General features: G+C 58.7%; 7 protein-coding genes. 2 read left to right on the top strand and 5 right to left on the bottom strand.

Annotated features, from left to right (window positions below; all coding sequences use genetic code 11):
- Nucleotides 1–119: 119 nt before the first annotated feature.
- The 5 genes from PG887_RS16300 to cysK form a co-directional block, all read right to left on the bottom strand.
- Nucleotides 120–665, bottom strand: coding sequence for a cytochrome b (locus tag PG887_RS16300; RefSeq protein ID WP_270822287.1), 546 nt, complete (start codon nucleotides 663–665; stop codon nucleotides 120–122).
- A gap of 254 nt (nucleotides 666–919) precedes the next feature.
- Nucleotides 920–1429, bottom strand: coding sequence for a PTS glucose transporter subunit IIA (gene crr, locus PG887_RS16295; protein WP_010673569.1), 510 nt, complete (start codon nucleotides 1427–1429; stop codon nucleotides 920–922).
- 43 nt (nucleotides 1430–1472) lie between these two features.
- Nucleotides 1473–3200, bottom strand: coding sequence for a phosphoenolpyruvate-protein phosphotransferase PtsI (gene ptsI, locus PG887_RS16290; protein WP_270822286.1), 1728 nt, complete (start codon nucleotides 3198–3200; stop codon nucleotides 1473–1475).
- Between the two features lie 44 nt (nucleotides 3201–3244).
- Nucleotides 3245–3502, bottom strand: a complete 258-nt coding sequence (locus PG887_RS16285; protein WP_005303128.1) for an HPr family phosphocarrier protein — start codon at nucleotides 3500–3502, stop codon at nucleotides 3245–3247.
- Between the two features lie 443 nt (nucleotides 3503–3945).
- The gene (gene cysK, locus PG887_RS16280; protein ID WP_041213300.1) at nucleotides 3946–4914 is read right to left on the bottom strand and encodes a cysteine synthase A; all 969 of its coding nucleotides are present in this window, start codon (nucleotides 4912–4914) and stop codon (nucleotides 3946–3948) included.
- 163 nt (nucleotides 4915–5077) lie between these two features.
- On the opposite strand from cysK, the gene PG887_RS16275 reads away from it, so the two are divergent.
- Nucleotides 5078–5920 (top strand): AAA family ATPase, encoded by an 843-nt coding sequence (locus tag PG887_RS16275; protein ID WP_041213299.1) that lies wholly within the window; start codon nucleotides 5078–5080, stop codon nucleotides 5918–5920.
- Nucleotides 5921–7084, top strand: a complete 1164-nt coding sequence (locus PG887_RS16270) for a vWA domain-containing protein (RefSeq protein ID WP_201985004.1) — start codon at nucleotides 5921–5923, stop codon at nucleotides 7082–7084.
- Nucleotides 7085–7094: the final 10 nt, after the last annotated feature.

The raw sequence follows: 7094 nt of genomic DNA, 5'->3' as shown, positions 1-7094 counted from the left end.
ACCCAGGGCGGTGAAGATATCAAAGACCCGTTTTCCGGTAAATCGCAATGCGGCTCCGCTTAAGTGAACAGCATTGCCTGTCACAGGGGCCTTTTTGTTGGTGTGCAACCCGTCGCCGGTTATTTGCGCTCGGGCAGCATATTGGTCAGGGTGTTGTCCTTGAGCACATGGTGGTGGTAGATGGCTGCCGCCGCGTGCTGGGTAATCAGCGCATAGCCAATGTTGGCCAGCGTCTCGTGCAGCTCCTTGATGGTACCCTTCAGGCCGTCGTCGGGGGCGATGAGGGCGGGGAGCGCCAGGCCGAAGAAGGGAATGGGCTTGCCCCCTGCGCTCAACAGCAGCCAGCCCAGCAGCGGGGTGAGGATCAGGAAGCCATAGAGCGCCAGGTGGGCGAGCTTGGCCAGCGTGAGCATCAGGGGGGAGAGCTCGGGCACGATACGCGGTGAAGGGCTACCCACGCGCACCAGCAGGCGCACGACCACCAGCGCCAGGATCAGCAGACCCACCATGAAGTGAAACTCCTTCATCAGGTCGCGGCCGGCCGACCCTTTGGGGAAGATGTCCCTGAACTCCATCAGCGCATAGACGGCGATCATCAGCAGCAGGGTCAACCAGTGCAGCCCTATGCTCAGGCTGCCATAACGTTGTTCGGTATTTCTCAGCATCGTTGTCTCCTCGCCACTTAAGCGGTTTATCTCTTTTCATCCCGTCTCATATCGAGCCAAAGGACCCGCAGGTATCCCTCTTGAGGGTACTCGGCTTGCTTATGCCCGTGTTGATCTCGATAACATTTCTGCCTGTTTGCCGTCATGCTGACCTGTGCGGGAGCCCATGGAGTATCGGGAGATGGAAGGGGCAAAAAAAAACCGAAGCACCAGGCTTCGGTTTTTGGCGGTCGCTGGCGTCAGGCCAGGGCGCATTATTTCTTGATGCGGATCACCGGGGTTTCGCCCACGGTCACGGCGCCAGTCATCTTCACCAGCTCTTTGATCTCGTCCATGTTGGAGATGACCACAGGCGTCAGGGTAGACTTGGCTTTGGCTTCCAGAACGGCCAGATCGAACTCGATGATGGTGTCACCGCGCTTGACCTGTTGACCTTCCTGAGCGATACGGGTGAAACCTTCACCCTTCAGCTCGACGGTGTCGATACCGAAGTGAACGAACAGCTCGATACCAGAGTCGGACTCCAGAGAGAACGCGTGGTTGGTCTCGAAGATTTTGCCGATGGTGCCGTCGCACGGAGCAACCATCTTGTTGCCGGCCGGCTTGATGGCGATGCCGTCGCCGACGATCTTCTCGGCGAAGACGACGTCAGGCACATCTTCGATGGGGACGATTTCGCCGGACAGCGGAGCAAAGATTTCGATGCCGCCAGTGTCAGAACTGTCGTCGGAAACCAGTTTCTTCAGTTTGTCGAACAGACCCATAGTAAAAGCTCCTAGAGATGATTGTCGCTGTTTGCAGCCGATCTTAGCAGACTGCCTTCTGCTTAATAAAGTTATCTACGCACGCTTCGATTTCGGCGGCGGTGGCAAAGCTCAGCGCCTGGTCGGCCATGGCCTTCACATCTTCGAAGTTGGTGTTGCGGATAAGCTTCTTGATACGCGGTACAGAGATGGCGCTCATGGAGAACTCATCCAGACCCATACCCAGCAGCAGCAGGGTGGCGCGTTCGTCACCAGCCAGTTCACCGCACATACCGGTCCACTTGCCATTGTCATGGGAAGCGTCGATCACCATCTTGATCAGGGTCAGGACGGAGGGTGACAGCGGGTTGTACATGGCGGAAATCATCTCGTTACCACGGTCGACAGCCAGGGTGTACTGGGTCAGGTCGTTGGTACCGATACTGAAGAAATCCACTTCCTTGGCCATATGATGAGCCATCACGGCCGCGGCCGGGGTCTCGATCATGATACCCACTTCGATGGATTCATCAAAGTCTTTGCCTTCGGCACGCAGTTCGGCTTTCAGCGTCTCCACGGTAGCCTTCAGGCTGCGGAACTCTTCGACGGAGATGATCATCGGGAACATGATGCGCAGTTTGCCAAAGGCAGACGCACGCAGGATGGCCCGCAGCTGGGCGTGCATGATGTCGGTGCGATCGAAGAAGATACGCACGGCACGCCAGCCCAGGAAGGGGTTCATCTCTTTCGGGAAATTCATGTAGGGCAGTTCTTTGTCGCCGCCGATGTCCATGGTACGGACGATGATCGGTTGATCCGGCATGGCTTCGGCCACTTCTTTGTAAGCCTTGAACTGCTCGTCTTCGGTCGGCAGCGCGTCACGGTCCATGAACAGGAACTCGGTACGGTACAGACCCACGCCTTCGGCGCCGTTGCGGATGGCGCCTTCGGTATCCTTGACGGTCCCGATGTTGGCGCACACTTCGACCTGGTGGCCATCCAGAGTGATGGCAGGCAGGTCTTTGAGCTTGGCCAGCTCGTCCTTCTCGGCCTGGAACTGGGCCTGGAACTTCTTGGCTTCGTTCAACTGGTCGGCGGTCGGGTTGATGATGACCTGGTTGTTGATCGCATCCAGCACCAGCATGTCACCGTTCTTGACGCGCTCGGTGATGTCGTTGGTGCCCACAACGGCCGGCAGCTCCAGGGAGCGGGCCATGATGGAGGTGTGGGAGGTACGGCCACCGATGTCGGTGACGAAGCCCAGCACGTATTTCAGGTTGATCTGAGCGGTTTCAGACGGGGTCAGGTCTTTGGCGACCAGGATGACCTCTTCGTCGATGGTGCTCAGGTTGACAACGGCGATGCCCAGTACGTTCTTGACCAGACGGGTGCCGATGTCACGGAAGTCGGTGGCGCGCTCACGCAGATAGGGGTCATCCAGATCGGCCATCATCTTGGCGTACTGTTCGATCACCTCGTGAACGGCTCTGTCGGCAGAGGCCTTGTGTTCTTTGATGAAGGATCTGATATCCCCTTCCAGCTCTTCATCTTCGAGCAGCATGATGTGGCCTTCGAAGATGGCCTCTTTTTCTTCACCGAAGGTGCGACCGGCCATCTCTTTGATGGCTTCCAGCTGTGCGGCTGACTTGGTGCGGGCTTCGAGGAAGCGGTTGATCTCGGCATCAATCTGTTCGGCGGGAATCTTGCCCTGATTGATAACGATTTCATCTTCTTTCAGAAGAAGCGCCTTGCCGAATGCGATACCGGGGGACGCAAGAATGCCAGATATCATAATCCTTCCTATTAAAACGACTGTGGGGGAGGAATAAAGCTGGATTACTCCAGCTCGTCCATCAGGGCAACCAGCTTCTCAACGGCTTTCTGAGCGTCCGGGCCGTCAGCCTGGATGGTCACGTTGGTGCCTTTGGTCAGACCCAGGGTCTGGAGCTTGAACAGGCTCTTGGCGCTGGCGGATTTGCCACCGGAGACCACAGTGATCTCGCTTTGGAATTCTTTGGCTTCTTTCACGAACTGAGCTGCAGGACGGGTGTGCAGGCCGTTTTCAGCAGTAATAACAACAGACTTCTCGTACATGGTTTCACCCCATATTATTGATATTGTTTGGAGAGATGGTCGCCAATGAGGCTTCCTGTCTCACCGTGTCAGTATGGATATGTTGTAAAGTAACGAAATCAGACCTGCAATGGTTTAATCCAGGTCAATTTTCTGTGCAGTATTCGGCGTTGTGGCTAGGTAATTTTTCGCTATCAGGCTGCAAGCCGCGTCAGGCCTGGTCTGAAATTATTTTCTAACGAAAAATAACACTTTGTTACCTTGTGATACCTTGCCAGCAAACACCTCGTGACGCCGCACAGGATATGAGATTTATCACAGAATGTCTGCTTTTTTTGTCATATCCAAGTTTGTTATTTTACCCCAAAAAATAAGGGGCCGAGTGGCACTGGTGGCTAGAGAGTTTAGCGCATAATGAAAACGGCGCTCCGAGGAGCGCCGTCGTTTTGGTGTTGGCTGATCAACTACTGCTGCAATTCCTGCTCGCTGAACACTCCGGCGAAGAGGGCGCTGGAGAGGTAACGCTCGGCGGCGCTCGGCAGGATGACGACAATCGTTTTCCCTTCGAACTCCGGCAGCTCGGCCAGACGGTTGGCAGCGACCACGGCAGCGCCGGAGCTGATACCGGCCAGGATCCCTTCCTCTTCCATCAGGCGGCGGGCCATCTCGATGGCTTCGTCACTGCTCACCTGCTCGACGCGGTCCAGCAGGCTCAAATCCAGGTTGCCCGGGATGAAGCCGGCGCCGATGCCCTGGATCTTGTGGGGACCGGGCTTTATCTCTTCACCCGCCAGTTTCTGGCTGATGACGGGGGATTCGCTGGGCTCGACCGCCACGGAGACGATGGCCTTGCCTTTGGTCTTCTTGATGTAGCGGGAGACCCCGGTGATGGTGCCGCCGGTGCCGACGCCCGCCACGAACACATCCACTTCGCCATCGGTGGCGTCCCAGATCTCGGGACCAGTGGTCTGCTCGTGGATTTCTGGGTTGGCCGGGTTTTCAAACTGTTGCAGCAGCACGTACTTGCCCGGCTCGGATTCGAGGATCTCGTTGGCCTTGGCAATGGCGCCCTTCATGCCGAGGGGGCCTTCGGTCAGCACCAGGTTGGCACCCAGGGCCTTGAGCAGTTTGCGGCGCTCCAGGCTCATGGTGGCCGGCATGGTCAGGGTGATGGGATAGCCGCGGGCCGCAGCCACGAATGCCAGGGCAATGCCCGTGTTGCCGCTGGTGGGCTCAATGATCTCCTTGCCCTTGGTCAGCACGCCGCGTTTCTCGGCATCCCAGATGAGGTTGGCACCGATCCGGCACTTGACGCTGAAGCTCGGGTTGCGGCTCTCGATCTTGGCCAGCACGCGGCCCTTGGTAACACGGTTGAGACGAACAAGCGGGGTGTTGCCTATGGTCTGGCTGTTGTCCTCAAAAATTTTGCTCATGGTGCTATCCCTGTGTTTGTTAAGGCGATGAAACAAGATTACCCTGTGGTTTCTGAATGAGAAGTGACGAATCGTTATAACAATATGTTATTACAACATATAGAACTTATTCTCTCTTGCCGAGGGGGCTTCCGCTGCCTGGGCATCCAATGGAAGGGATCTCATGGGATTTGCAGGAAGCGATCGCTATCTCGCATCACAGGCACTGAAGATGGCCGTCGATGCCGCCATCGTGCTGGAGAAGCCGCTGCTCATCAAGGGTGAACCCGGTACGGGCAAGACGGTGCTGGCGGAGGCGGTAGCCGAATCCCTGGGTGCCGAGCTCATCAGCTGGCACATCAAGTCCACCACCAAGGCCCAGCAGGGGCTCTACGAATACGATGCCGTCGCCCGGCTGCGAGACTCCCAGCTCGGTGACCCCAGGGTCGGGGAGATAGGCCACTACATCCGCCGGGGCAAGCTGTGGCAGGCCTTCAGCGCAGAGCAGCGGCCAGTGCTGCTCATCGATGAAATCGACAAGGCGGACATCGAGTTTCCCAACGATCTGCTGCTGGAGCTGGATCGGATGGAGTTCGATGTCTACGAGACCGGCGAGCGCGTGAAGGCGCGCCAGCGCCCCGTGGTCATCATCACCTCCAACAACGAAAAAGAGCTGCCGGACGCCTTCCTGCGCCGCTGTTTCTTCCACTACATCCGCTTCCCCGACAAGGCCGAGATGCAGGCCATCGTCAAGCTCCACTACCCAAACCTCAAGGAGCGGCTGCTCGACGAGGCGATGACGCTTTTCTTTGAGCTGCGTGCGGTAGAGGGGCTGCGCAAGAAGCCGTCCACCTCCGAGCTGCTGGACTGGATCCGGCTGTTGTTGGCGGACGATATCGCCCCCGAAGCCCTGCGCACCCGTGAGCCCGGCAAGCTGGTGCCCGCACTCTACGGTGCCCTGCTCAAGACGGAGCAGGACTTGCACCTCTTCGAGAAGCTCGCCTTCCTGGCGCGCCGCGGCGGCTGAATGCTCATCGACTTCTTCCTTCACCTGCGCCGCCACAAGCTTCCTTGCAGCCTGCGGGAGCTGCTCGACCTGCATGGGGCGCTGGCAGCCAGACTGGCCAGCCTCGACATGGACCAGTTCTACCAGCTATCCCGCTGCCTGCTGGTGAAGGATGAGGCGCACTACGATCGCTTCGATCGCGCCTTCGCCGAGTATTACGAAGGGTTGGCCGCCATCCCCCTGTTGCCGGAGAGCCTGCCTGACGACTGGCTGCGCCAGGAGTTCGAGCGGCTATTGAGCGCCGAGGAGAAGGCGTTGCTCCAATCCCTTGGCGGGCTCGACCAGCTGCTGGCGACCCTCAACCAGCGGCTAAGCGAGCAGAAAGCGCGCCACGCGGGCGGCAACAAGTGGGTCGGCACCGGGGGCAGCAGCCCGTTCGGTCACGGCGGCTATCACCCGGAAGGGATCCGCATGGGGGGAGAGGGCCAGCACGGGCGGGCGACCAAGGTGTGGGAGGCGCGCCACTTTCGCAACTTCAGTGACGACTCGCCCCTGGGGCAGCGCGCCATCCAGCTCGCCCTGCGCAAGCTCAGGCGCTGGGTGCGCCGGGGCAATCCCGACGAGCTGGATCTCGACGACACCATCCAAAGCTCGGCCAGGCAAGGCTGGCTCGATGTGAAGCTCAGGCCCGAGCGCCACAACGGGGTCAAACTGCTGGTCTTCTTCGACGTAGGGGGCTCCATGGATGTCCACGTGGCCGAGGTGCAGCGCCTCTTTTCGGCCCTGCGCCACGAGTTCAAGCACCTGGTGTTCTTCTATTTTCACAACTGCCTCTACGACTTCGTCTGGCAGGACAATGCCAGGCGCCATGATGATCGGTTCGATACCTTGCGGCTGCTGCGCACCTACGGCAGCGACTACAGGGTGATGGTGGTGGGGGATGCGAAGATGGGCCCCTATGAAATCACCTGGCCAGGTGGCAGCGTAGAGTACTGGAACGAGGAGCCCGGCCAGGTGTGGCTCGGGCGCCTGCAACAACATTTCCCCAAGATGGTGTGGGTCAATCCGCTGCCAAGGCAGGAGTGGCTGTGGCACCCCTCCATCAAGTTGATGAACGAATTGATCGGCGGGCGGATGCACCCGCTGACCCTGGCGGGTCTGGCTGCGGCCATCGACCAGCTGTGACCCTCTGAAC

This window comes from Aeromonas sp. QDB14 (assembly GCF_027707845.1).
GTDB lineage: Bacteria > Pseudomonadota > Gammaproteobacteria > Enterobacterales > Aeromonadaceae > Aeromonas > Aeromonas caviae.
The sequence above is the reverse complement of the archived record's forward strand: the minus strand, read 5'-3'. Positions and strand labels throughout refer to the sequence as shown.